Genomic DNA, 437 nt, shown 5'->3' with positions numbered 1-437 from the left:
TGTTTGCGGCGATTTTGGGCAACTTGTTATGTGCGTACATACTACAGCACATGTACATCGTTGATTGTTGCGGCATATTTGTTATTTCCAGTTGGTACGAACTCAAATGCAACAGTTAGGTCAGTTATCTCACCGTTAGCAGGTAAATAAAAGCCGAAGATCAATGACCCTGAATCGGTTTCTAGATACTCAGGGTAACAATTCGCGATATCTTCGTTTTGAAAACTGACAGGGGCATCGCTACCAAAGTAATCTTGAACTACGTCTTTGAGTTCGGATTCTGCCCATAAAACACCGTAGTTATTTTTGATATCGATGAGCTTTGCCGCACCTTCAAATTGATTTGTGGCTAGCAAGCTTAACCAATGCTGACAATAACATTTAAGTTGATTCTCTTTATCTTCATTGGTGATTGAGAGCATGAGATACCTTAAAGC

General features: G+C 40.0%; 1 protein-coding gene. It reads right to left on the bottom strand.

The features are described from left to right. Positions 1-41: 41 nt before the first annotated feature. The coding region (locus AC2A4J_RS20370) for a hypothetical protein (protein ID WP_484177300.1) at positions 42-437 on the bottom strand (396 nt) is incomplete at its 5' end.

The organism is Marinomonas sp. ATLA20 (assembly GCF_057180105.1).
Note: the sequence above shows the minus strand (reverse complement) of the source record. Positions and strands in the feature narration are given on the sequence as shown.